The sequence below is a fragment of the Enterococcus sp. DIV1089c genome, from assembly GCF_050530965.1.
GTDB lineage: Bacteria > Bacillota > Bacilli > Lactobacillales > Enterococcaceae > Enterococcus_B > Enterococcus_B hirae.
Genome location: NZ_CP172888.1, coordinates 2,375,866 through 2,399,511, shown reverse-complemented (window position 1 = coordinate 2,399,511; position 23,646 = coordinate 2,375,866). Strand labels below are relative to the sequence as shown.

Here is a 23,646-nt window from a genome sequence, read left to right as displayed (position 1 = left end):
TATAAAAGGGGACTAAATTTATTTTTTAAAGGTGGGAGAAAAATGAATACTTGAATAAAACGTGAAGAAGTAGCAACTCTTTTGATTAAGGATAAGTTTTTTGCCAAAGGAAATCGACGGTTAAAAATCAAGCAATGGATTGTTGCGATTCTAGGATGGTGTGGCGTGATTTTTCCATTCGTCTGGGTAACTATTTCGTTTCGGGCTTCAATGAAAGGGAGAGGATTGCAATGGCATTCGTTTCCGGAACAACGGAAAACGTTTTCTTTTTTGTTGCTATTTTTAGCGGTTGCTTTTTTAGGCTTTGTTCTTTTATTCTTATTCATGACTCGTTGGAATAATCGTCGTTACCAAACGATGCTAAGAAGTGAAAAAATGTATGATGAAGAAAAATTAGAAAAGCGTCGAGATATTTTAGAAACGGAATTCAGCATGCGCTTTGGTCCTAAGGAAGAGCGTGAGGCAGTATGCTATTACGTAGTATCAGAAGAGCAAAATCTTGAAAAAGATTTGATCGAAAACCTCTACAAAAACGAGGGGGTCGAACTCTAATGGTCAGAGTCATTCATACAGGTAATGAACTACTGGATTTTGTAGCTACGATCATTTATTTTATCCTTGTTTCTTATCCAATCCTTGGTAGTTTTGCATGGTTTATTGGGGTATTATGCTATTCGTTTTTATTTAAATACAAGCACATTGATTGGGCGGAGATTCCGACAGAGGTCGAACCATTTATCACGATCATGGTACCAGCCCACAATGAAGAAGTGATGATAGAAGACACAATCGATTATTTAATGACAAAAATCAATTATGGGAATTATGAAGTGTTAGTGACAGATGATGGTTCAACTGACGAAACTCCGGCAATATTAGCTCGTTTACAAAAAAAATACCCCAAATTACGAGTGATCCGCATTGATAAAAATAAGGGGAAAGCTCACGCATTTGATATAGGGATGGCTTTTGCCAAAGGTCGGTTGATCTTAAGCAATGATGCGGATACGGTACCTGAACCAGATGCTTTGTCAAATTATGTGAATTACTTTATTCGCCCTGGTGGTAGAAATATCTCTGCTGTTACTGCCAATATGGACGTGAAAAATCGTACGTCTTTACTTGGAAAATCCCAGACTGTTGAATTTTCGAGCATCGTAGGGATCATTAAACGAACACAAGCAGGTGTACTTGGCGATCTTTATGCGTACAGTGGGGCAAATACCATGTATCGAAAAGACGCATTGATCGATGTTGGCGGCTTTCGTCAAGATCGGGCGACAGAAGATATCAGTATTGCGTGGGATCATCAGTTGAATGGCTGGATCTCGGTGTTTGCGCCAACCATCATATTTTTTATGGAAGTCCCAGTAAGTTTACCCATGCTTTATCGTCAGAGAAAACGTTGGGCAAAAGGGGGAACGGAAGTCTGGTTGACGAATTTTAAAAAAGTCCTCTTCCATCCTTTTGAAAATATCGGCAGGACGTTCATGTTTATTGATCAAACTTTTAGTATTATTTGGTCGTTGTTCTTTTGTATTTCATTTTTCGTTTTTATTATTTTAATGGGTATTTATCTTTATCAAGGAAATTTTGAACAAATCTATCGGACATTGACGATTAGTTTTCTGTTTGTTTGTTTCGAAATGATCTCGGGCATCCTTCAACTGATTGCATCTTTGGTGGTAGACGATCAAGGAAGAAAATTGAAATATATGTTATTTGCCCCATTGTATATGTTGTTATTCTGGATGGTCAATGCGATCACCATCATGACAACCTTTATCCCAGCAATCAAAACGATTTTAGGATACGGAACCGGCACATGGAAAAGTCCAGAACGAAAAAGTGAATGATGCAACTGAAAAGGACTAGCAAACAAGTGACTGTAGCAGAAGACGAAAGTCGTCTTTTACTACAGTTTTTTTTGGTGCATAACTAAATGATCTTAAAAAAACAGCTAAACGATCCCTGGAAACCGTTTACTAACTGTTTTTTATAATAACCATTATAATGTTTAATATAAACATAAAGAAGGAGATAATGTGGAATTGTACTATCTGACGGGGTTGTTTTTAATAATTATATTGTTGTATTTGTTGGCAAAAAAATATGATTTTGTCAAACAACTTTTTTCAAAGATCACGATTACTTTTTTAGTTGTTTATTTGATATGGCGTTTGTTTTATACCATACCAATAGATAGTTCTGTTTCTTTAATATTTGGGATCATTCTTTACATTGCAGAATTTATCGGGTTATTTGTCTACGGTTTTTTTATTTACCTATTTTCGAATAAATTGTCAAATGAACATCTCTATGAGGCCTATGACGAGAGTTTTCAACCAAGTGTTGCGGCGTTTATTTGTACGTATAACGAAAATAGTAAATTAGTGATCGCCACGGCTTTGGCTGTCAAAGCGTTACGATATCCCAATAAAAAAATATATATTTGCGATGACGGTCATCGTGAGGAATTAAAAGAGATAGCGGAACGTTTTTCCATCGGTTATTTATCACGAGAGGGCAATGAGCATGCGAAAGCTGGCAACATCAACTATGCACTCTCACAAACGACTAGTGACCTCGTACTACTATTGGATGCAGATTTTATTGTCAAAAAAAATATCATTTTTGAAGCCGTGAATTATTTCAAAAATCCTAAAATGGCACTCGTTCAATATCCTCAAACCTTCTATAATAAAGATCCATTTCAGCTTTTAAGAAATTCCTTTTATGATGAGCAAGAATTATTTATGCGTTTTTTGGAGCCAGCTCTTTCTCGAGAAAACGCCCTGATCCATATCGGGACAAATGCAATTATTAGAAGAAGTGCTTTAGAAGAAATCGGTGGGGTTCCAACGAATAGTATTACAGAAGACATGGCGACAGGGATGTTGTTACAAAATGCCGGTTACGAGACCCTCTTTATCAACAAGGCTTATGCATTGGGAATTACCCCTTATACAGCGAAAGAACTAGCTTCCCAACGCTCGCGTTGGGCACAAGGTACGAAGCAGATTTTTGACCACTTCAAGCCACGAAAGTTAAAAGGGTTGTCATTGATGCAAAAATTATGTTATTACAACTCTTATTTGTATTGGTTTACTTCTTTCCAAAAAATTATTTTTTTATTAGCTCCTACGCTGTTTATGGTTTTTGATATTTTTATTGTAAGAAGTAACAACCATCAATTGTTACTATTCTTTTTACCGCCGTTTGTTATGATCACCTTATCCTTTAGGTTATACGTGACTAAAATAAGAAATCTAACGAGTTCTCACATTTATGATTGCTTTGTGGCACCAATCCACACAGGAGCATTATTAAAAGAATTTTTCAAACCACAAAAGAAATTCAACGTAACGAAAAAAGAAATTGTCGGGAGTAACGCATTTGATTGGCGTACGGTGTTCCCGAATATCGTTCTTTTTTGCTGGATTCTTTTTGCTTGTATCATTGCTCTTTACCGATTGATTCGTGGGGAAGGCTATGAATTTGGTTATATTGTTACGTTAGTATGGTCAGTCTATAATCTTTATGGCTTGTTTTATGGCATCACGATCGGTAAAAACCGAGATATCGAAAGTGACAGTGAAGCATTAAGTATCACAGTCAATCGTCAGTTATCCTATGATTCGAAAATCTTTGAGATGTATCAAATGAGTTTTAATGGCTTTCGGATCAGAACTGGCGGGGAATCATTCATTCCGGGAGAAAACTATATGTTTGTTGATCAACAACAAGGGTTGCAGATTACTTCAGTGTGTCGAGAAACACAGGAAGCTTACACCACTTTCTCATTTGAAGATTTGACCCCACAATCAGCGGAAGAACTAGCGAGTTATTATAGTGACCAGCTGAATGCTGCCAAACAACTAGAATTTGATATGGAAGATGATTTAGTAGAAAGCTAAAAAAGAAGAATCACTCGCTTTTCAAAAAAGGCGAATGATTCTTTTTTCATTTTTTATCAGCTATTCAAGATTTCTCCACAGGCTCGACATGTACATCTGTTTCGTGGACTTGGAATTGTTCAAATAAAGTGTGTTCGATCAAATCAGAAATATCATGACTTTCTTTGACAGTCAAATTAGGGTCCATGGTAACAGTGATATCTACATAGGTATTTGAACCATAAGTACGCCCTTTGATACTCTTCACGCTTTGGACTTCAGGGATATTATTGACCGCTTGTTTGTAGCGCTCTAATTTTTGTTGGTCAAAGCCATCAGATAGAGAAAAGGAGCTTTCTTTAAAGATGTCAATCGCTGTTTTTAAAATCAATAAACCCACAATGATTGCAGCGGCACTGTCCAACCAACCCAAATTGAAGGAGGCCGCAAACACTGCCACGGCTGTACCGATACTTGTCCACGCGTCACTAAGATTGTCTTTCGCAGCAGCTAGTAAACCAGGACTGTTGACTTTCGTGGCTAATTTTTTATTAAAGAGATAAACCCCGTACATGATCAGCGCTGAGACAATCCCGACAATGGCTGCGGTCATGTCAGGTGATTCCATTTTTTGATCAGTAATTGAGAGAATCGAAGAATACAAGACTTCCAGAACAACTAATAACATAATAAACGAAGTGATTAAACTCGCAATATTTTCGGCTTTCCAGTGACCATAACGGTGTTCAGTGTCCGCAGGTTTGCGTGAGATTCTCAAACCAATCAATACAGCAACCGAAGCTAGGATATCCGTAAAATTGTTTAAGCCATCGGCTCTTAACGCTTCAGAATTTGCGAGATTCCCGATAGTCAATTTCAGTATCGAGACTACGATATAAGCGACAATACTAATGATTGCACCTAATTCTGCTTGTTTCAATTGTTTATATCTGTCTTTGTTCACACATTTTCACTCCAACATAAAGTATTTTATTATCTTATAATATTTTCGAATAAAAACACTAAAAGTGTGGAAAATATAATGGTTTTGGATAGGCGAAATTTGGAACTATCCCGAGCTTAACTGAATCGATAGGAGCAGCGAATCAAAAGGGATCAGCTATGATTGCACCTGCAGTAGATTCAGAAATCAGCTAAAAACAAAAAGCAGGAAAGTCATCTGATGCGTATGCTTTGAGCTTTAAATTTAACCGTGTTAGGGTAGATTTGTACCGAATAAGAAGGAGGAAAGAGACACATGGCAAAAAGAGATTTACCAAAAGTCGAAACTCGTCTTTATATCAATGGCAAATGGCAGACAGGAACAGAAGGTACCTTCGAGGTGATCAACCCTGCAACAGGTGAAACCTTAGCGAATGTTCAAAAAGGTGGAGAAAGTGAAACCCACGAAGCAATCAAAGCCGCTAAGAAAGCATTTGAAGAGTGGTCAAAAACTTCTCCTGCTCAACGGGCAAAATTAATGAACAAGATGGCAGATCTAGTGGAAGAAGACAGTGAACGTTTAGCTACGATCATGACGATGGAACAAGGAAAGCCACTCAAACAAGCTGCTTCAGAAATCAACACGAATGTTGAAAATTTGCGGTGGAATGCTGCCGAAGGGCAAAGGATCTTAGGCGAGATCATTCCTTCTCCGGCAACCAATGAATGGCAAGTACGTAAAGAACCAGTTGGAGTAGTAGGTGCAATCACTCCTTGGAACTTTCCATCCAATATGATTATCCGTAAGATATCTCCAGCAATCGCGGCTGGCTGCACGGTTATCTTAAAACCAGCAAAAGCGACACCGCTTTCTGCATTGGCGTTAATGGAGCTTTTTGATCAAGCTGGCTTTCCTCCAGGGGTCGTCAATATCGTGACTGGAGACTCCTCAACGATCGGTAAAATTCTAACCGAATCAGAAGACGTGCAAAAAATCACTTTCACTGGTTCGACAGAAGTAGGTCAAATCTTAAATAAACAAGCAGCATCAACGTTGAAAAAAGTTTCCATGGAACTAGGCGGACATGCGCCGTTGATTATTTTTCCAGATGCAGATTTAGAATTAGCAACGGATCAATTGATCAAAACAAAATTCATCAATAACGGACAAGTATGTACGTCGCCTAATCGAATTTTTCTTCATGAAGCAATCAAAGAAGAAGCTACGAAATTGATCGTCGAAAAAATCAAACAAGTATCCGTTGGTAATGGCTTAGATGATCCAACGACAGGACCTTTGATTAACCAAGAAGGTGTAGAAAAGGTAGAAGAACAAATCAAAGATGCCGTAGATAAAGGAGCCAAGATTTTAGCAGGTGGGCAACGACTGACAGAAGGCGAGTATGCGCATGGCTATTTCTTTGAACCCACTGTTTTGGATGGTGTCACGAAGGAAATGGACATCTTTTATCAAGAAACCTTTGGACCAGTCATTCCGTTGATTGCTTTTAAGGAAGAAGAGGAAGTGATCAAAGAGGCCAATGATACCATCTTTGGGTTAGCTTCTTACTTCTTCGCAACGAATATCCACACGATCGCGAATGTTAGCCAGAAACTCCAATATGGGATGGTCGGTGTCAATGATACAGCTATTTCAAATTCAGCTACGCCATTTGGAGGGGGCAAGCATTCAGGCTTTGGTCGGGAAAATGGAACTTACGGTGTGGAAGAATATGTAGTAGCGAAGTTTGTGACGATTCGGACAGCTAAATAACTAGCGTATCAAAAAGCAAAAAAATAACCAAAGAAGCTAGATTCTTCCCAGCTAGTTTCTTTGGTTATTTCTACGTTATTTCTGTTGTTCTTGCTTTCGACATTCATGATAGACATGATAGAGATTTAGTTCATATTCTTTTTTGGCATTCGTTACAACAGTATCTAAAATCAACCCAGTAACTAATGAAAGTAAGGCAAGGATCATCAATCCGGTACTTAAAATAGCAGAAGGTACCCGTGTGATAAAGTGAGTCAGCATATACTCTCGGATCACTGGAACACCGGCAAATAAGCCGAATACAAAAAAGAAAAAGGTCCAGATGCCAAAAAACATCAATGGTTTGTAGTCTTTCCACATTTTAACGATCATCATGATCACTTTGAATCCATCAGAAAATGTATTCAGTTTCGATTCACTGCCTTCTGGACGGTCTCGGTAATCGATCGGCAATTCGACCAATTTGAATTTTTTGTCTAAGGCATGGATCGTCAGCTCAGTTTCGATTTGGAATCCGGAACTCATGATCGGGAAACTTTTGACAAAAATACGATTAAATCCTCGATAGCCTGTCATGACGTCTCGTATTTTTGTTTTATATAATCGTGTGATTGTGTTTTTCACTAAATTGTTCCCAAAATCATGAAACGGACGTTTGTTTTCGTCAAAGTAAGTCCCATTTGAAAGTCGGTCACCAATTACCATATCCGCTTCACCTGAGCGAAGTTTATCCAGTAATCCATGCACCGCTTCGGCAGGATAGGTATCATCACCATCCACCATGAGATAGTAATCTGCATCAATATCAAAAAACATTTGCCGAATGACATTTCCTTTCCCTTGTCTTGGTTCTTTTTTGACGATTGCCCCACACGCCACGGCAAGTTCATAGGTGGTGTCAGTCGAATTGTTGTCATATACGTAAATCTCTGCTTCCGGTAATTCTCGTCTAAAGTCTGCAATGACTGTTGAAATCGTCGCTTCTTCATTATAACAAGGAATCAGAACAGCAATTTTCTCTTGTTGTTCCATTTTTCACTCTCCTTAAATCATAGAAAACAAAATCTCTATTAAGAATACTGTATCAAATTCTTAAATGCTAGTACCTAGAGAGAATTTTCACTTCTTTTTGTTTCTATTGTAAAAAGCCCCGTATAAAACCACTATTTTTATGTTAATGGTGATAGCTGAGGCTTCGCTTTATTAAATCAATTCATTCTTTTTTCTTGAAATCTCTAACACGGTGCCGGTATACGCATCCGCTAAAAATTCGTAGCAAATGATTTCGCCATCTTCCAGGCGGGAAATCCCTCCACGATAAGCTTTGGAATGGATCGCAAATTTTCTAGTCGGTTCTTTTTCAAATGAGATCCAAGACCCCTCGATGGAGCCTTCTTTTAAGAATGATTCTTTGACTTGTTCTAAGACTTGATCGGCTGATAACGTTTTCTTACGTTGATACAAAACCATTGAAGTGATGCCACTGATTAAACCAAGTCCGATACCTATAGCAAGACCGTTTTTAAAATTATTTGACTCACATTCTTCAGAATACATACGTCTTACCTCCTTCTTTGTCCAAAAAGATTATCTTCATTTATTCTACCATACTCTGTGTTTTTCTTAGAAATAAATAACCGCTATCAATTAAAATAAGCTATAATAAATGTGAGTGATTGACTAAGAGTAATACAAATTAGTCAGTCAACTATAAATTTGAGAGGAGCATAGTCTGAATCTTAGGCGAACTTTATTATGGATGAAAAAACATTTCAACGAATCAAAGAGTTAACAGAACTTCAAGGAACAAGTGGTTTTGAACAAGACATTCGTGCGTATATGGAAGCGCACATGGAACCCTTAGTGGACGAATTACAACTAGATGGTTTAGGTGGAATCTTTGGCTTACGCCAACATGAAGAGGCAGATGCCCCACGTGTGATGGTTGCGGCTCATATGGATGAAGTAGGATTTATGCTAACCCAAATCCAGGACAACGGTTTATTCAAAGTTGTACCTTTAGGTGGCTGGAATCCGTATGTGGTTTCTGCTCAACGCTACACATTGAAGACTTCTTCTGGCAAAAATTACCCATGTATTTCTTCTTCTGTTCCACCACATTTATTACGTGGAACAAGCGGCCAAAAATCAGTGGAAGTGACAGATATCTTATTTGATGCTGGTTTTGAATCACGTGAAGAAGCAATGAGCTTTGGCGTATTGCCAGGCGATACGATCGTACCATTCGCTGAAACCATCAAAACGGCTAATGGCAAAAATATTATCAGTAAATCATGGGATAACCGCTATGGTTGTACAATGGTGTTAGAAGCGTTAGAAGCGCTGCAAAATGAAAAACTAGGTCATACATTGATCGCAGGAGCAAACGTGCAAGAAGAAGTTGGTTTACGTGGGTCAAAAGCTTCTGTCAACAAATTCAAACCTGATCTATTCTTTGCAGTCGATTGCTCAGCAGCAGACGATACGGTAACGAAAAAAGGGACATTCGGACATCTAGGTGAAGGAACGTTGATGCGTATCCAAGACCCAGGATTGATCATGTTACCACGCTTGCGTGAATACTTATTAGACGTGGCTGAAACAAATAACATTCCTTACCAATACTTTGTCTCAAAAGGCGGCACAGATGCAGGTGCGGCACATACACAAAACGAAGGAATCCCAAGTACGGTGATCGGAGTCGTAGGACGCTACATTCATACACATCAAACAATGTTTAGCATTCGTGACTTTGAAGCAGCAAGAGAGATGTTGATCCAAACATTAAAAGGATTAGACAAATCGACTGTCAATACGATCGTTTACGGAAAATAAGAATACATCCTTTAAACGAAGTGAAACGAGAACCATGGATCGTGGAACAGAGATAAGCGAAGGATAGTATAAATAGTTAAGAAGAGGCTGTGAAAGAAGCGTTTAGCTCCGAGCGAATAAGAGAGGACTTTTTTAAAATAGCTCCTCATATTTTAGAAAATCATCGCTTATTGTTGAGGAGTTGCTTCTTGAACACCGTTTATTCGTTTTTAGAGATACTAGAAGAGGCTGAGACAAGTTTTGTCCCGGTCTCTTCTTGTTTTGTCGTCAGTCAGTAAATACGGGGGAAATCGGTGAATCGTTTTTTTGGTTGATGCATCTGAATTTTTTGAATACAAAAGTGAGGACTGGTTAGGAGTTGGTGACTTTTAAAGAAAGGTGTATAATTTAAATATAAAAAGAAAAGAGGGACAGCAATGATTATTCCAGAAAACTTAGAAGAATTAGCAGGTTACGTTGAAAAAGGAAACAGTGTCTTTTTCTTTACCGCAGATTGGTGTGGCGATTGTCGCTTTATCAAGCCTCAAATGCCAGAAATAGAAAATGATTTTGCCGCATGGCGTTTTATTGAAGTCGATCGTGACAAATACATAGATGTAGCCGCTGAGTGGAACATTTTTGGAATCCCAAGTTTTGTAGTGATCAAAGACGGTAAAGAATTAGGTCGTCTAGTGAATAAAGATCGGAAAACAAAACAAGAAATCGAGGATTTTTTAAATCGTGTGACGAACGGCTAACATCTGGATATTTGTTAGGAGGGATCAGGATGGAACAAGAATATAAAAATATTTTGGTCGGGATCGATGGAAGTGAGCAAGCACTTTCTGCCTTTAAAAAAGCAGTTGAGGTTGCTCGAAGAAACGACGGAACCGTCTATGTAGCAAATGTGATCGACCAACAATTTTATAATTTCATGGGCTATGTCCCAATAGATCAAACGCTAGTTGACCAACAAACAGAAGCAGCGAAACAAATGATCGAAGACTGCAAAGCTTATGGAAAAACAGTTGACTACCAAAAAATCGAAGGAATCGTCGCTTATGGTTCTGTTAGAGAATCAATGGCAGTCAACTTACCAAAAAAATATGCGATCGATTTGATCATGGTCGGTCAATCAGGATTAAATGCGGTTGAACGATTTATGACAGGTAGTGTTTCCAGCTATGTCATCCGCCGAGCACCATGTGATGTCTTGATTGTCTCTGATGAAGTGGAGAACAACACCGACAATTAAATATGTTAACTAAGAGATAGTGATAGGCCTAGATCTGAAAAATAAGCCGGAGAATCCAAAAATAGTTCCTCCTATTTTTGGGATTCTCCGGCTTATTTTCTGATAGAGCGACTTTTTGCATGCTGTTTACTCGTTTTTTAGAGTGAAGGGCAAGATATCTTTCACAGGCTCGTTGCTATTGTAAATTCTTGCGATTCCATAACTAAGAAAATAGTTGTTCGCACTTTTTTTGAAGAATGAAAAAAAGCATGCACAAAAACTTTTTTTTTGTTAAGATAAATGTCAGCAAAGGATAATGGAGGAAAAAACATGATTTTTGCTTATAATAAAGCGCACGTGGGAGATACCTTGATGGTCATCGTCTCAAATGACAATGGAACCGAAAATACGGTCATCCGTAAATGGAATGTTGCTCAAATCAAAGATGAAACAGGACAAATCGTTGGCTGGAATTTTTTCCATATCTCCGACCATCTTAAGATCGAAGGTAACGGACAGGTCAAACTAACAGAAGAACAAATTGCACAGTTGAACCGCTTGATCAAAGAAGCTGGTTTTGAAGAAACTCTAACAGAAGAAAATGAACCAAAAATCGTTGTTGGCTACGTCAAAACTTGCGTACCACATCCTGATTCTGATCACTTATCGATCACTGAAACACAAGTAGGAAAAGAGGAAGTCTTACAAATCGTTTGTGGCGCTCCGAACATCGAAGCAGGACAAAAAGTCGTTGTTGCCAAACCAGGAGCTATGATGCCTGATGGAATGATGATTTGGCCAGGAACATTACGTGGGGTTGAAAGTCACGGAATGATTTGTTCGGCGAAAGAATTACAATTACCAGATGCACCGAAAGAAAAAGGCATCCTTGTTTTACCAGAAGATGCAGTGATTGGCGAAGCATTTCCAAAATAAGCAAAAAACAGCACAGTTGCCGAGCAACCGTGCTGTTTTTGCATAGGAAATTAGTTATTAGTTACCAGAGTTCTCTGATTGGCTTTGTTTTAATGCGGATTGATCAATTGTTAATTGAATCGTTGTTGTTTTCTTTTCTTTTCCGCGATAGTAAGTGACCTTCACTGAATCGCCGACTTTTTTCTGATACAAGACAGATTGTAATTCTACACCAGAAGAAACATCAGTATCATCGATTTTTGTAATGACATCATATTGTTTCAAGCCAGCTTTTTCTGCAGGTGTCGCCGGTTGAACGCTGGTAACAATCACACCATTTGTCACAGACTCAGGAATTTTTAAGATTTGTTCTTGTTGTTGGGTTGAAACGGCTGAAAGGTCAACCATTGTGATCCCTAGAGCAGGACGGGTTACTTTTCCATCTTTTTCAAGTTGGTTGATAATATTTACTACATCGTTACTTGGGATCGCAAAGCCCATTCCTTCCACGCTTACACCTGATGAAGAAGCAGAAGTACTTGCAATTTTACTTGAATTGATCCCGATCACTTGACCTTCAATATTAACTAATGGACCACCAGAATTACCAGGGTTAATCGCAGCATCTGTTTGAATCGCATTGATATTGACCGTTTGATTTGACTCGTTCGTGCTGGTTACTTGGCGATTCAATGAAGAGATAATCCCCGAAGTCACAGAGTTGGCATATTCAGAACCTAGAGGAGAACCAATTGCGATCGCAGGTTCACCTACTTTCAATGAATTAGAGTCACCAAATGAAGCAACTTTGTTCACTTTATCTGCACTGATTTTCAAAACGGCTAAGTCAGAATAAGCATCCGTCCCGACTAATTCAGCTTTGACTTTTGTACCATCTTTTAATAAAACTTCTAATCCTTGTTGCCCTTCTACTACGTGATTATTCGTTACGATATAAGCGGAATTACCACTTTTTTTGTAGATGACACCACTACCTTCACTAGAAGCCTCTAGATTGCTATCATCAGAACTTTCTTGTTGTTGTTGGCCAAACAGTTGCCCGAAGCCGTTGGTCCCTTGATTTTGGCTTTGAAGATTGATAACAGATACCACCGCATCTTGGACTTTATCGACCGCATTCGTAATATCTGAATCGACATTGACTTTGACATTCTCAACGACAGTTTCGCCCGCTGAATTTTGATGACCACCCGAATTTGACGCTGCGTTTCCAGAACCCATGACAGCATAAAAAATACCAGCCGTTACCAAGCCCCCAATAATTCCACCGACTAAGCCTAGACCCAGCTTACGCCAGATTCCATTATTCTTTTTCATTTTTGGTGTCACATCTTTTCTCTCCATGTGATCTGCCTCCATTTATCATTTTCTTCTATCTCTAAGTATAGACTTATTTGTTAAGATTAGTCTACTTGGAGACTATGAACTTTTTATGAAAAACTTTAGGAAAAATCATTGCGTTCAGATGAAAAAATAAGAAAAAAGTTTTCCACAAATCCTGTGTAGAAATCAGCGGAAAACTCGCAGAAAAACAATACCCTTTTTTATCCACAAGATGTGGACAACGTGGATAAATCGGTGCAAAACATACGTTTGCTTAAGAAATACTTATAAAATAAGCCAAAATCATCGTCTTTTCTGTGGATAAACCTGTGGATGATGTGCATAACTATGTGGGAATCTTTAAATAAATAAAAAATAACTCGCTTTTTCTTTTAGCAAACATTTCGTTATAATAGAAAAGAAGGAAATACGAACAACTAACAATGAAGAGGAAAAATGAAGGAGTAAAGCAATTGAATATCAAAATCATTTCAGTCGGTAAACTAAAAGAGAAATACTTGATCCAAGGAATCAATGAATACGTCAAAAGGCTGCAAGCATACGCTAAAATCGAACGAATCGAAGTCCCTGATGAAAAAGCACCTGAGAACTTGAGTGAAGCTCAAATGCGCCAAGTCAAAGAAAAAGAAGGCGAGCGGATCTTGAGCAAAATCAAAGAACAAGAATACGTCTACGCACTAGCAATCGAAGGGAAAAATCCAACCAGTGAAGCTTTCGCCAAAGAAATCGACCAACTAGGAATCCAAGGGAAAAGCCAGATCACTTTTGTCATCGGTGGCTCACTCGGCTTAAGCGAAGCCGTCATGAAACGCAGCAACGCCCAAATCTCATTTGGAAAAATGACCTACCCCCACCAACTCATGCGCTTGATCCTCGTCGAACAAATCTACCGTGCTTTTCGAATCAATGCGGGTGCTCCGTATCATAAGTGATGATATTTTTGGACAGTACAATATTGTTGTAATGAGAGATGACCTTTGTACCCGTAACGTTGCAGTCACAGAAAAAATCATTCAAAAAAATGGATTTATTGAAAGTCTACAAGAACAAGCCTACTGATGAATTCCGCCTAGAATCTAACCTATTCTTTATTTCAAATCAATAAATCATCATTTCGTTAATTTGTTCCCCACGAACGTGGGAAAAAAGTAAGAAACACTTTTGACTCATTCTTTAAAAAAGAATAAACGGTGGGAGCAGAAGCAACTCCTTCTTAAATAAGTCGAAATTCACAAAAATTTGAAAAGCAATTTTCGTGAATTTCTTCTTATTTCTCGGAGTTAAACGCTTCTGTCCGATCCTCTTTAATAGTTTGAATTTTTAGAAAGTTTATCTTTTATTTCTATTTTAGAGATGTTAAAATGATGGTTAAACTATATAGGGGTGATTATTTGTTAGATAAGTTTTTGGACATGTCTTTAGTTCAACGAATTGGTTGCGGTATCATAGTTGGTATTATAGTTGGTATTTTTTTACCCTCATGGACGTTTATCACCATATTGGGGACTTTATTTGTTAGTTGCTTAAAAGCGATTGCTCCTCTCTTGGTATTTTTTCTGACGGCAGCTTCGATTGCAAAACATAAAGTTGGGAATGAAACCTATGTCAAACCTATTTTATTTTTATACTTAGGTGGAACATTCCTCTCTGCGTTAGTTGCAGTAGTCGTTAGTTCGATTTTTACGATCCCAATCACTTTGCAAGAACAGGTCTCTGAAAAGGCGCCACAAAATATCGGCAGTGTCTTATCTACGATGTTGACTAACGTGACACAAAACCCGATCCAAGCAATCATTGAATCAAATTATCTAGGCGTTTTGTTCTGGGCCGTCTTGTTAGGGCTGGCTTTGCGTAGTCGTACGGAAACAACTAAAGAAGTCGTGGATCAAGTTTCTGTAGCCTTGTCACACGTAGTGCAGCTGATCATTGCGTTTGCACCGATCGGTATCCTAGGATTAGTTTATCAATCGATCTCAACGACAGGGTTGTCTGGCTTAGCAGAATATCTTCAACTAGTTCTGGTATTAGTAGGAACCATGTTATTTGTCGCTTTAGTTGTTTATCCACTTCTGACTTTCTTATTTATCAAAGAAAATCCCTATCCATTGATTTTCTTTTGCTTAAAAGAAAGTGCGGTTCCCGCCTTCTTTACACGTAGTTCAGCAGCTAACATTCCTATCAATATGATGTTAGCCGAACGATTGAAATTAACGAAGGAGTCCTATGCGATCTCGATTCCATTGGGAGCGACCATCAATATGGGGGGCGCTGCTGTAACGATTACCGTGATGACATTGACGACGGTACAAACATTAGGGATCGAAGCGTCCTTTGCTTCAAAATTGATCCTTAGTCTGTTGGCAGCCGTTGCTGCTTGTGGAGCTTCAGGTGTTGCGGGAGGTTCGTTGCTATTGATTCCTTTGGCTTGCAGCTTGTTCGGTATTTCGAATGAGATTGCGATGCAAGTTGTAGGGATAGGATTTATTATCGGTGTGATCCAAGATTCGGTAGAAACAGCTTTGAACTCTTCTAGTGATCTGTTATTCACAGCGATTGGGGAATTAAGCGTGCGGAAACGTAATGGAGAAGCAATATCCTTAAAAGATTCCTTAAGTGAATCAAACTGATTGCGAATGGATGATCATTTTTCGATGATTGGTTTTCTGAAGTGATGATTGACCGAAAATAAAAAGCTTTTATCCTAACTTTAAGTATAGGGTAAAGGTTTTTTTATTTTGAATTTATGTAGAATCAAAATGAGCATGGGATAAAAGTAGGTTGCGTCAAGAATTATGTGTAAATAAATCGTCCTTCTGCAAAATAATTAGTTACTCAGTAAACATTGAAACTAATGTATCGGTTACTTGTTGGAAACCTTTATGGCTTCTGTTTAGAAATTTTTGATTGTATGTATCAAAAATGCTGACTAGAAAGCGTTCTAGTGATTCTTCATTTTGAAACTGCTCTTTTCTGCGGCTGTACTTTTTAATTTGCTTATTGAAAGACTCGATTAGATTGGTTGAGTAAATGGTTCTACGAATACTGGGCGGAAACTCATAAAAAGTCAATAAATCTTGGTTTTCTATGAGTGACTGCGTCACTTTAGGATAGTTTTTCTTCCATTTCTCAATCATACAGGATAATAATGTATTCGCTTCTTCCTTTGAGTTAGCTTGATAAACAGCCTTAAAGTCATCACAGATTTCTTTTCGGTCTTTGACACGTACTTTATGAGCAATATTACGAGATACATGGATACAACAATGCTGATATTTTGCTTTAGGATAAATTTGTTGGATGGTATCTTTCATGCCTTTTAAGCCATCCGTAATAAAAAGCAAGACTTCTTGAACTCCTCTGGAGTTAATATCCTGTAGCAGCTCATTCCAAACGTATGTTGATTCAGTCGGAGCAATCGCATAACTTAGTACTTCTTTAGTGCCGTCTTCTCGTATACCAATGGCAATATAAATTGCTTCTTTGGATACGGTTTGACGTTTTAATGGAATATAAGTAGCGTCCATAAAAATAGCAACATACTTATCATTTAAGGCTCTGGATTTAAAGGCGTTTACTTCTTCAGTCAGAACTTTAGTCATGTTGGACATGGTTTGTGGAGTATAGTGATGCCCATACATTTTTTCGATTAAATCAGCAATTTCAGACATCGTAACACCTTTTTCGAATAAATGGATAATAGTGGTTTCTAATGTGTCGTTTGTTCTTTTGTAGGCTGGTAAAGTTTGTTGTTTAAACTCACCATTACGATCTCTAGGTATTTCCAATGTTAATTCACCATATTCGGTTTTGATTGATCGAACATAAGAACCGTTTCTCGAATTACCTGAATTAAAACCAGTGCGATCATATTTTTCGTAATCTAAAAAAGCCGTTAATTCAGTCCGTAGGAGTGTGTTTATCGCTTTTTCTAAGTGCAAACGGAATAATTCATTTAAATCGCCTTTAGTGACTAGAGTTTGCACAATTTCTGTAGTAAAATCATTCATGGGGAAGTCCTCTTTTCTGTGAATTGGTTGTCGTTAACTTTATTCTACAGAAGGGACTTCCTTTTTTGTATGGATTTTTTCATTTACACAAAATATTTTACACTCTCTTTCTGTAATTCAAAGATAAATAATTGTTGATTTCAAATCATGAAGTATATATTATATATTTAGAAAAATCAGAACATATTAATCAATTATATCGCTATAAACTATTAAAATATTCAATTATTGTAAATCATTCAAAATTAAGCACGTGTATTGTTTTATTACTTAAAGCGTAAGTTATTTATAATTACACTGAGAAAACTAGTCATTCTTTGATAGCTAAAAAATTGCTACCATTTCTTGAACATATGAGAGATGATAAAAATATTTATTAGTGTATTAAAAAATTTGCCAATTACTGATCTTATTGATTATGAATTGAATGAGATTAACTATATAAAGAGGATTGAAAAATGAACATATATATATTGATTTGTTTATTTATCTGGATTTACTTATTGTCCATAATGAAACGCTCTAGACTGTCAGCCTTCTACTTTATTTTAGGCAGTATAGGTTTGTTTTATTTCCTGATCTTGTTTAGTAGACCTTATTGGGTTTGGTTCTTGACTCAATTGTTAATTAAAGCAGTCGCTTTATTTGATTCAATCACTCATGTTACAGAGACGTTTAGTCAGTATAGTTTGCTTGTTGTCCATAGTGCAAAGGAACAAATGTCTTTGTATGTTGATTATGAATGTTCAGGGGTTATAGAAACAGCAGCATTTTTAGGATTGTTGACTTTCTATCCTTTATACGATCGACAGGAAAAATTTTTCTATGGAATTTTTGGTATATTATGTATTTTTGCTAGCAATGTCATAAGGTTACTTCTTGTTATTATGCTTGTGCATTTTGGCGGTAGTCAACTTTATTTCTTTGCACATTCGATATTAGGGCGATTAATCTTTTATGGATTAGTCATTGCTTTATATTATTACACATTTACGTATTCTCAAGTGGCCAAAAGTTTGTATCAAAAAAAGAGTAAATTGCTTAAAAGAGGGGTATATTAATGGATTATGTATTTAACTTAACACTTGCACAAATGGGCTTCTGGATTACTTGGTTGCTCATTCCTTTGTTAGTGGAAATCATACCAGGTATCTATTCCATTTGTTACTTATTCTTCAAAAAGTTTCGGATTAAACCGTTGGAATTACCAGAGAAATTGCCTTTCATAACTGTAATCATCCCTGTTTATAATTCGGCAGATTCTTTATATAAATGCATCCAGTCGATTGATGCTTCTTCATATCCGAATGAAAATATTCAAATTATTTTAGCAGACAATGGAAGTACAGACTCTAGCTTTTCTGTATTTGATGAGGCACATAATCAGTTCAACCATCTTAATATGCATTGGATTCGCACTGAACAAGGAAAAGCACAAGCACTGAATTCTGCTATATACAATAGTATCGGCACATACATTATCAATATAGATAGCGATGGTTATTTAGAACCGACAGCGTTGATGAACATGGTTCTAAATTTTGAAAGTAATTGTAGTATCTCTGCCATGACTGGTACGATATTAACGCAAAAAGAAGTTATTGAGAAAACTAAATCCTCGTTGATTCGTTGGGTACAAAAAAGTGAATACATAGAATATGCCCAGTCTTTTCTAGCTGGAAGAAATGTCGAAGCGATGAATAATCATTTATTCACAATGGCCGGTGCATTTTCTGGTTTTAGAAAAGAAATTTTAATTAATACCTATCTCTACAACACAGATACTGTTGGAGAGGATACCGATATGACGTTTCAAATAAGGCATCGATTAAAAGGAAAAGTTTCATTATGTGAGAATGCTATATTCTATGTGGAACCGATCCAAACTCTCGATGAATTATATATTCAACGACAAAGGTGGCAGCGAGGTGAGCTAGAAGTAGCCAAGGACTATTCTGAAGAGCAAGTTGGTTTAAGCAAATTTTTTGATAATTTTTTGGTACGCAGGTTAATTATTGACCATACGTTTATTTTTCCAAAAATGATTTGGTTGTTTGCTAGTACCGTTTTATTTTTCTTTGGTTATACAGTTAAAATATTGTTCCTATCTTATTTACTCATTTATTTGCTTTATTTCTTTGACTCGTTACTCAAATTTATCAGCATTTCATTGTTGTTGCAATCCTTTAAGTCTGAACAAAAATTTTATTTTAAACAATGGATAGAAGTGTTAACCTTTCCATTCTATAATTTCTTAATATCATGGTTTCGTTTGATTGGAATTATTAATGAAATCACTTCTACTTCGAAATGGAATGCGACGCCTTTTTCAAAAGAAATAGGACAGATTAAAGAAACTATTTCCAATGATTTAATGAAAATTAGAAAGAAGTGATCATCATTGTCAGAAAAAAGCTGTATCTATAAATTTAAATCACATGTTAATGCAAGTCATGCGATGCGGTGGGAAGGTGGTATGGGAGCAAAACATAATCACACCTGGGAAATTATTTGTGAAATCAAATCCAATAATGGCGAAATGCACTTGTTTGAAGAAATAGAAGGGGTGCTAAAGGATTTCTTCCAACCTTTCTCAGGCTGTTTCTTAAATGAAATGTCACCGTTTGTGGAAATCAACCCATCAGTTGAGAATGTAGCTAATTATTTCTATGATCAATTATTTCATAGATTTGCAGCAATCCAAACGGAGTTGATTCGGATTGAAGTAGGGGAATCACCTACTCGCTTTTATTGTATTGAAAAACAAGGGTAACATGGGGTGGAGAATGAAATCGAAAATATTTAATGCTGGGAATAGACTAATTAACGTCCTATTCTTTATCTTCATAGTTTCGGCGTTATTGTTTGCACTGACTTCTCCTAATTTAATAATCGGAGATAATCAAACCCTTGGAACCAGTACGACATTAGTTACGACTTATCTTGTTTTAAGTGCAGTTGCTTTGTTCATTGCGCTTTATTGTCATCCAAAATTACAACGATCATTTAAGTGGCTTTTTGTAAAAAATCGCATGATAGCTATCACTATATTCATTATAGTTGTTTTAGTTTGGCAAGTGACCTTTGTACACTTCTTACATCCGGCGATAGGCTGGGATGTGTCAGCAATTCATGATGCCCTGACAGATAACATGAGTCCTGAGATTCTTGCTTATTATAGTTTGAATCAGAATAATCTACCGCTTCTCTTGTGGCAACATCAATTGTCTGAGTGGTTCTCAACGACTTCGTGGCTCTTTTTTGATTTTGTGACACTCTTTTTAGTTGATCTTTCAGTCTTGCTCAACGTACTATCGATTCGCTTACTAGCCCGAAACTATTTGTTTCCTTCTATTTATCTGCAAGGAATCTGGTTATTGGTATTTCCTTGGATCATCGTCCCGTATACGGATACATGGGTCTTGCCTTTTGTTTCTTCCAGTCTATTCTTTTACGCATTGATGAACAAGAAAAAGCTTAACTTAAAATACAGAGCAGTTGGAGCTATTGCTATGGCTGTGGTTGCCACATTGGGTTATTTCATCAAACCGTCAGCGTTGATTCCTATCATTGCTATTTTATTGATTGAACTAGTAAGTTTTTTTGAAAAAAAATGGCAGTCAAAAGGTCGTTTGGTATTGCTATTAATAGCCGTACTTACCGCAGGTGTAACGTATGCTGTCTGCAATCAACTATTAGAAAAGCAGCAGTATATTACTATAGATGAAAGTCGCGGAATTCCAATGATTCATTTTATGAACATCGGCCTAACCAACGATGGTGGGTATAGTGCTGAAGATGCACAAGCAATGGCTAAATTACCGAGTAAAGAAGCGAAGATCGCTTATTCAAAAGAAAAAATCCACGAGCGTCTCAAAGAAAGAGGAATTCTTGGCTATTTGAACTTTCTATTTCAAAAACATCGAAACAATACATCAGATGGAACATTTGCTTGGCTAAAAGAAGGGTCATTTATCAAAGAGAGAGAAATACCTACGGGTAAAGGATACAGCGGTTGGCTAGAAGAATGGTATTACTTGTATGGAGAACGAATCGCTGATTTTCGTTTTATTGCACAAATTTGGTGGGTCACTTGTCTTTTTTTTATCGTATTTGGATGGAAGTATCAAGGAAAATTTGAACAGATGTTGCGACTGAGTTTAGTTGGAGGATTCATTTTCTTGCTTTTGTTTGAAGGAGGACGTAGTCGATATTTAATTCAGTTTTTACCAATTTTTTTATTATTGGCAAGTCTTTCTATGGACAACAGCATAAATTTTATTAAACGACTCTTCGCATCGAAATGACGGATTACATGCAGAATGATTAGAAACAAATATTTCTTGTTACCATCAAGGCTGTCTCTACTTGATATAGAATCTTTAACTCCATCATTCATGTGAGGGTAACCCGATTAGCTATTTTTAACAAAATGTGATTTAAAAAAGTTGTTTGGGTTTTGACAATGATCAATAGTGCCTCGCTTTTTTATCATTATTCAGAATTTCACTAATGGGATTGTTGTTCAAAACATTGATTTACAAATGATCATTCTTTTCTAGTCTCTATATCTATTTTGATAAAAATGGTTCGTTTGCTTTGATATTTTCTAAGTATAATTGTTGTTTTTTACTATATGTATCAAGGAGAATATCCCACATCAAGTATTATTTTGTTTAAGCGAATAGTAAGTATATTGGAATAATCATATTTTTTGAAAAATTGTGAAGGGAGTATTTTTTGGTAATGAATTATAATGATTTAAATTTTTTTTGTCAGGGGATTCATCACCCAGAAACGAAGAAAACAATTTATTATGAGTTATTATTAAGAAAAAAAGAAAGTGAAAGTATTTTTCCTGAAGATTTTCATTTGAGTATAATTAGCGATCTAGATAAACATTGGCTATATATGTATTGGCTAAAGAAAACGTTAATTAAGATCTTAGAAAATAATCCGAAAAAAATTTTTAGTCTTAATTTAGACCCACAAGAGTTAGAGTACGACTCCACCTTTTTACTGCTTGAAGAGTTGAGGCGGTATAAGCATCAATTAATTATTGAAATCACAGAAACTCCGCCCCTTAAGAGAAACTACCCCTATTACTCTTTAATAAACGAAGATGCTTTAAAAAAAATTATCCAATTTGGTTACACAGTTTCTATAGATGATGTTGGTCAAGGGATTAATTCTTTAAGTGCTATGTTTAAAATGAAAAATTACTTTCATATCATCAAATTTTCAACAATGGTATTTAGGAAAACAACTTCGGAAGAAACTTTGAAGCAAATTATAAAGTTGTTTGCAAGCATTGCGATTCAGTTAGATAAGCTCTTTGTTGTTGAAGGAATAGAAAATCAAGAATTTGCACAATGGTTAGAAACAAATATTTCTTGTTATCATCAAGGCTATCTTTACTCGATACCGAAAAGGCTCCAAAATATCGATTGATAAGGAGGAAGTTTTTGATGGAAATATTTTATGGAATGTATTTTATGATTATTCGGCTATTTATTGTAATGGGACTCCTTTTTTGTAACTACATGATTTTTATGGGAGTAACTCAATCACCTGTTTTTGAAACAAAAAGTAGTCTAAAAAGAATTATTTGGATATTGATTATAATCAATAGTTTGTTAATTTTGCAAGGGGTACCTGGTTTTTCTTACATTATTCAGAATTACGCTTATGGTATTGTTGTTCAAAATATTGATTTACAAATGGTCATTCTTTTCTATAGTTTATATCTATTTAGAGAAAAATGGGTCATTTACTTTAATGTGTTTCTAGGCAGTATTATTACCTTTTACTATATGTATCAAGGAGAATATCACACAACACAAGATTACATTATTTCAATAGCTATTATAGGAGGGATCTTTTTATCATGTTATCTTGTTTTGGTTTTAGAAGATAGAGCCCTAACAGATTTTTCTACATTCTTTTTGTCAATTTTTCTTTTCGGATCTACTTGGGGATTCAAAATGAATCCATCTTTGAAATTTGATTTTCCTACATATATTGTTTTCTTATTAAACTTTCTTTTTTTGATGATTATAGTTCGTTTAGTCAACAGATTAGTGTATAAACAATTTGCAAAAATAAATGAATTATCAAACCAAGTTCAAATAGATTTTTTGACTGGTATAAAAAATCGATTGACTTTTGAACAAGAATTTAAGAAACGGTTCGATTCTCCGAATTTAAAAAATAGTTTGGTGCTTGCTATAGTCGACATCGACCATTTTAAAAGGATCAATGATAATTATGGACATGATACAGGTGATAGAATTTTAAAAAGTGTAGCTCAAATCATTGAAGAAACACTCTTTCAATATCAATTAGAAAATCAGGTATTTCGGATTGGGGGGGAAGAGTTCGGGTTATTATTTCAAGAAGAACAACATCATGATATTTTGGATATCTTGAAAGTGATAAGTAAAAAGATAAAAAATTTTTCCTTCATTATTGAGGGAGAAGAAATTCGAGTAACCATTTCCACTGGTGTATCTCATTATAATATAACGGATCATAGTAAGAAGGATCTTTATAAGCGTGCGGATGAATACTTATATATCGCTAAGCGCGCGGGACGTAATGCCATATTTATGGATGGTAAAATCAATTATATTACCTAATTAGAATAGATTGTGTTTCTACTTTTACAGTATTTATAGCGGTTATTAGGGAGGAGAACCA

The 23,646-nt window shown here is 36.3% G+C and carries 21 protein-coding genes; 16 read left to right on the top strand and 5 right to left on the bottom strand.

Annotation, left to right across the window (positions count from 1 at the left end):
* Window positions 1-81: 81 nt before the first annotated feature.
* From IGL30_RS11320 to IGL30_RS11310, 3 genes are all read left to right on the top strand, one after another.
* Window positions 82-552 (top strand): hypothetical protein, encoded by a 471-nt coding sequence (locus tag IGL30_RS11320; RefSeq protein ID WP_223610025.1) that lies wholly within the window; start codon window positions 82-84, stop codon window positions 550-552.
* Window positions 552-1,856 (top strand): glycosyltransferase family 2 protein, encoded by a 1,305-nt coding sequence (locus IGL30_RS11315; RefSeq protein ID WP_123874967.1) that lies wholly within the window; start codon window positions 552-554, stop codon window positions 1,854-1,856. Before IGL30_RS11320 ends, IGL30_RS11315 begins: the two co-directional genes overlap by 1 nt.
* 189 nt (window positions 1,857-2,045) lie before the next feature.
* Window positions 2,046-3,917, top strand: coding sequence for a glycosyltransferase (locus IGL30_RS11310; RefSeq protein ID WP_430618284.1), 1,872 nt, complete (start codon window positions 2,046-2,048; stop codon window positions 3,915-3,917).
* Window positions 3,918-3,981: 64 nt separating this feature from the next.
* Here IGL30_RS11310 and IGL30_RS11305 read toward each other — a convergent pair whose 3' ends face one another.
* Window positions 3,982-4,860 carry a cation diffusion facilitator family transporter gene (locus IGL30_RS11305; RefSeq protein ID WP_123874969.1) on the bottom strand — a complete coding sequence of 293 codons (879 nt, stop codon included), beginning with the start codon at window positions 4,858-4,860 and terminating at the stop codon, window positions 3,982-3,984.
* A 294-nt stretch (window positions 4,861-5,154) separates the two neighbouring features.
* On the opposite strand from IGL30_RS11305, the gene IGL30_RS11300 reads away from it, so the two are divergent.
* Window positions 5,155-6,612: an NAD-dependent succinate-semialdehyde dehydrogenase gene (locus IGL30_RS11300; protein WP_123874970.1), complete on the top strand. Its 1,458-nt coding sequence runs from the start codon at window positions 5,155-5,157 to the stop codon at window positions 6,610-6,612.
* A 75-nt stretch (window positions 6,613-6,687) separates the two neighbouring features.
* On the opposite strand, the gene IGL30_RS11295 is transcribed toward IGL30_RS11300, so the two are convergent.
* Together IGL30_RS11295 and IGL30_RS11290 are read right to left on the bottom strand one after the other, a co-directional pair.
* The gene (locus IGL30_RS11295) at window positions 6,688-7,644 is read right to left on the bottom strand and encodes a glycosyltransferase family 2 protein (protein ID WP_002317103.1); all 957 of its coding nucleotides are present in this window, start codon (window positions 7,642-7,644) and stop codon (window positions 6,688-6,690) included.
* Between the two features lie 171 nt (window positions 7,645-7,815).
* Window positions 7,816-8,169 (bottom strand): PepSY domain-containing protein, encoded by a 354-nt coding sequence (locus IGL30_RS11290; RefSeq protein ID WP_002317104.1) that lies wholly within the window; start codon window positions 8,167-8,169, stop codon window positions 7,816-7,818.
* A 198-nt stretch (window positions 8,170-8,367) separates the two neighbouring features.
* Here IGL30_RS11290 and pepA point away from each other — a divergent pair, with 198 nt between their 5' ends.
* From pepA to ytpR, 4 genes are all read left to right on the top strand, one after another.
* Window positions 8,368-9,447: a glutamyl aminopeptidase gene (gene pepA, locus IGL30_RS11285; protein ID WP_010720947.1), complete on the top strand. Its 1,080-nt coding sequence runs from the start codon at window positions 8,368-8,370 to the stop codon at window positions 9,445-9,447.
* 416 nt (window positions 9,448-9,863) lie between these two features.
* Window positions 9,864-10,184, top strand: a complete 321-nt coding sequence (locus IGL30_RS11280; RefSeq protein WP_002317106.1) for a thioredoxin family protein — start codon at window positions 9,864-9,866, stop codon at window positions 10,182-10,184.
* A 29-nt stretch (window positions 10,185-10,213) separates the two neighbouring features.
* A complete protein-coding gene (locus IGL30_RS11275) occupies window positions 10,214-10,681 on the top strand; it encodes a universal stress protein (protein ID WP_002317107.1) in 468 nt (155 codons plus the stop codon).
* A 309-nt stretch (window positions 10,682-10,990) separates the two neighbouring features.
* Entirely contained in the window at window positions 10,991-11,596 is a 606-nt protein-coding gene (ytpR, locus tag IGL30_RS11270; RefSeq protein ID WP_123874971.1) for a YtpR family tRNA-binding protein, read from the top strand.
* Between the two features lie 57 nt (window positions 11,597-11,653).
* Here ytpR and IGL30_RS11265 read toward each other — a convergent pair whose 3' ends face one another.
* Window positions 11,654-12,940 (bottom strand): S1C family serine protease, encoded by a 1,287-nt coding sequence (locus IGL30_RS11265; protein WP_010737045.1) that lies wholly within the window; start codon window positions 12,938-12,940, stop codon window positions 11,654-11,656.
* 452 nt (window positions 12,941-13,392) lie between these two features.
* Here IGL30_RS11265 and rlmH point away from each other — a divergent pair, with 452 nt between their 5' ends.
* Entirely contained in the window at window positions 13,393-13,872 is a 480-nt protein-coding gene (rlmH, locus tag IGL30_RS11260) for a 23S rRNA (pseudouridine(1915)-N(3))-methyltransferase RlmH (RefSeq protein WP_002317110.1), read from the top strand.
* A gap of 429 nt (window positions 13,873-14,301) precedes the next feature.
* On the top strand, window positions 14,302-15,567 hold the full coding sequence (sstT, locus tag IGL30_RS11255) for a serine/threonine transporter SstT (RefSeq protein WP_104858008.1): 1,266 nt from the start codon (window positions 14,302-14,304) through the stop codon (window positions 15,565-15,567).
* Window positions 15,568-15,768: 201 nt separating this feature from the next.
* Here sstT and IGL30_RS11250 read toward each other — a convergent pair whose 3' ends face one another.
* Window positions 15,769-16,947: an IS256-like element ISEf1 family transposase gene (locus IGL30_RS11250; RefSeq protein WP_113803553.1), complete on the bottom strand. Its 1,179-nt coding sequence runs from the start codon at window positions 16,945-16,947 to the stop codon at window positions 15,769-15,771.
* A 458-nt stretch (window positions 16,948-17,405) separates the two neighbouring features.
* Here IGL30_RS11250 and xrtG point away from each other — a divergent pair, with 458 nt between their 5' ends.
* The 6 genes from xrtG to IGL30_RS11220 all read left to right on the top strand — a co-directional run bounded on the left by xrtG (window position 17,406) and on the right by IGL30_RS11220 (window position 23,585).
* Window positions 17,406-18,008 carry an exosortase family protein XrtG gene (xrtG, locus tag IGL30_RS11245; protein WP_002326396.1) on the top strand — a complete coding sequence of 201 codons (603 nt, stop codon included), beginning with the start codon at window positions 17,406-17,408 and terminating at the stop codon, window positions 18,006-18,008.
* Window positions 18,008-19,342 (top strand): TIGR03111 family XrtG-associated glycosyltransferase, encoded by a 1,335-nt coding sequence (locus IGL30_RS11240; RefSeq protein ID WP_002326397.1) that lies wholly within the window; start codon window positions 18,008-18,010, stop codon window positions 19,340-19,342. The genes xrtG and IGL30_RS11240 overlap by 1 nt, the downstream gene beginning before the upstream one ends.
* A gap of 6 nt (window positions 19,343-19,348) precedes the next feature.
* Window positions 19,349-19,720 (top strand): 6-carboxytetrahydropterin synthase, encoded by a 372-nt coding sequence (locus IGL30_RS11235; protein ID WP_002326398.1) that lies wholly within the window; start codon window positions 19,349-19,351, stop codon window positions 19,718-19,720.
* A gap of 13 nt (window positions 19,721-19,733) precedes the next feature.
* Window positions 19,734-21,254, top strand: a complete 1,521-nt coding sequence (locus IGL30_RS11230; protein WP_025478680.1) for a TIGR03766 family XrtG-associated glycosyltransferase — start codon at window positions 19,734-19,736, stop codon at window positions 21,252-21,254.
* A gap of 439 nt (window positions 21,255-21,693) precedes the next feature.
* The gene (locus tag IGL30_RS11225; RefSeq protein ID WP_104858010.1) at window positions 21,694-22,398 is read left to right on the top strand and encodes an EAL domain-containing protein; all 705 of its coding nucleotides are present in this window, start codon (window positions 21,694-21,696) and stop codon (window positions 22,396-22,398) included.
* A 17-nt stretch (window positions 22,399-22,415) separates the two neighbouring features.
* Window positions 22,416-23,585: a GGDEF domain-containing protein gene (locus tag IGL30_RS11220; RefSeq protein ID WP_162783196.1), complete on the top strand. Its 1,170-nt coding sequence runs from the start codon at window positions 22,416-22,418 to the stop codon at window positions 23,583-23,585.
* Window positions 23,586-23,646 lie beyond the last annotated feature (61 nt).

Excerpts from the sequence above, each read along its gene's own strand:
- IGL30_RS11240 (WP_002326397.1), top strand. The coding sequence starts at position 18,008 with ATGGATTATGTATTTAACTTAACACTTGCACAAATGGGCTTCTGGATT.
- IGL30_RS11220 (WP_162783196.1), top strand. The coding sequence starts at position 22,416 with ATGGAAATATTTTATGGAATGTATTTTATGATTATTCGGCTATTTATT.
- pepA (WP_010720947.1), top strand. The coding sequence starts at position 8,368 with ATGGATGAAAAAACATTTCAACGAATCAAAGAGTTAACAGAACTTCAA.
- ytpR (WP_123874971.1), top strand. The coding sequence starts at position 10,991 with ATGATTTTTGCTTATAATAAAGCGCACGTGGGAGATACCTTGATGGTC.
- IGL30_RS11230 (WP_025478680.1), top strand. The coding sequence starts at position 19,734 with ATGAAATCGAAAATATTTAATGCTGGGAATAGACTAATTAACGTCCTA.
- IGL30_RS11315 (WP_123874967.1), top strand. The coding sequence starts at position 552 with ATGGTCAGAGTCATTCATACAGGTAATGAACTACTGGATTTTGTAGCT.
- xrtG (WP_002326396.1), top strand. The coding sequence starts at position 17,406 with ATGAACATATATATATTGATTTGTTTATTTATCTGGATTTACTTATTG.
- IGL30_RS11300 (WP_123874970.1), top strand. The coding sequence starts at position 5,155 with ATGGCAAAAAGAGATTTACCAAAAGTCGAAACTCGTCTTTATATCAAT.
- IGL30_RS11225 (WP_104858010.1), top strand. The coding sequence starts at position 21,694 with ATGAATTATAATGATTTAAATTTTTTTTGTCAGGGGATTCATCACCCA.
- sstT (WP_104858008.1), top strand. The coding sequence starts at position 14,302 with ATGATGGTTAAACTATATAGGGGTGATTATTTGTTAGATAAGTTTTTG.
- IGL30_RS11265 (WP_010737045.1), bottom strand. The coding sequence starts at position 12,940 with ATGGAGAGAAAAGATGTGACACCAAAAATGAAAAAGAATAATGGAATC.
- IGL30_RS11275 (WP_002317107.1), top strand. The coding sequence starts at position 10,214 with ATGGAACAAGAATATAAAAATATTTTGGTCGGGATCGATGGAAGTGAG.
- IGL30_RS11295 (WP_002317103.1), bottom strand. The coding sequence starts at position 7,644 with ATGGAACAACAAGAGAAAATTGCTGTTCTGATTCCTTGTTATAATGAA.
- IGL30_RS11250 (WP_113803553.1), bottom strand. The coding sequence starts at position 16,947 with ATGAATGATTTTACTACAGAAATTGTGCAAACTCTAGTCACTAAAGGC.
- IGL30_RS11280 (WP_002317106.1), top strand. The coding sequence starts at position 9,864 with ATGATTATTCCAGAAAACTTAGAAGAATTAGCAGGTTACGTTGAAAAA.
- IGL30_RS11290 (WP_002317104.1), bottom strand. The coding sequence starts at position 8,169 with ATGTATTCTGAAGAATGTGAGTCAAATAATTTTAAAAACGGTCTTGCT.